General features: G+C 33.9%; 1 tRNA gene. It reads left to right on the top strand.

The features are described from left to right. Positions 1-132: 132 nt before the first annotated feature. Positions 133-205 (top strand) — tRNA-Ala (locus tag ACQV2S_RS08860). Positions 206-508: the final 303 nt, after the last annotated feature.

The following is a 508-nucleotide window of genomic DNA, read 5'->3' as shown; positions in this document are numbered from 1 at the left end:
ATAAGCATGCCCATTTAGAAGCACCTTGTGTAACATATGTTTGACAACTCTAGAGGAACAATTAGGATAATGTTTTTTCAACTATTGACTTATATTTCAAAATTGCGTAAGATATATGTGTATTTCTATATTGGGGGCGTAGCTCAGTTGGGAGAGCGCTACAATGGCATTGTAGAGGTCGTCGGTTCGAGACCGATCGTCTCCATATAAATAAATATATACTATTAAAAATTTTTATAAACCTTAACATTATAGGTTTTTAATAAAAATAATCACTAAATATTGCATAATATTTCGTGCAACATTCTAGCTCCCTAGGCAAATAGAGAGGACTAGCTTATTTGCTAGCCCTCTTTTCTTGTGAAATTTAGGCTCTATAATAAACAGGGTGGATGGAAGAAAAAAACACTTCCTTCCATCCTATTTTTTGCTACACAAAAACACAAAAGTCCGATCTATTAAAAGTGGTAACTAAAATAGAAAGGACTCTGTGCCAGGACTCATGATA

This window comes from Facklamia sp. P13064 (assembly GCF_050409425.1).
Classification (GTDB): Bacteria; Bacillota; Bacilli; order Lactobacillales; family Aerococcaceae; genus Facklamia.
Note: the sequence above shows the minus strand (reverse complement) of the source record. Positions and strands in the feature narration are given on the sequence as shown.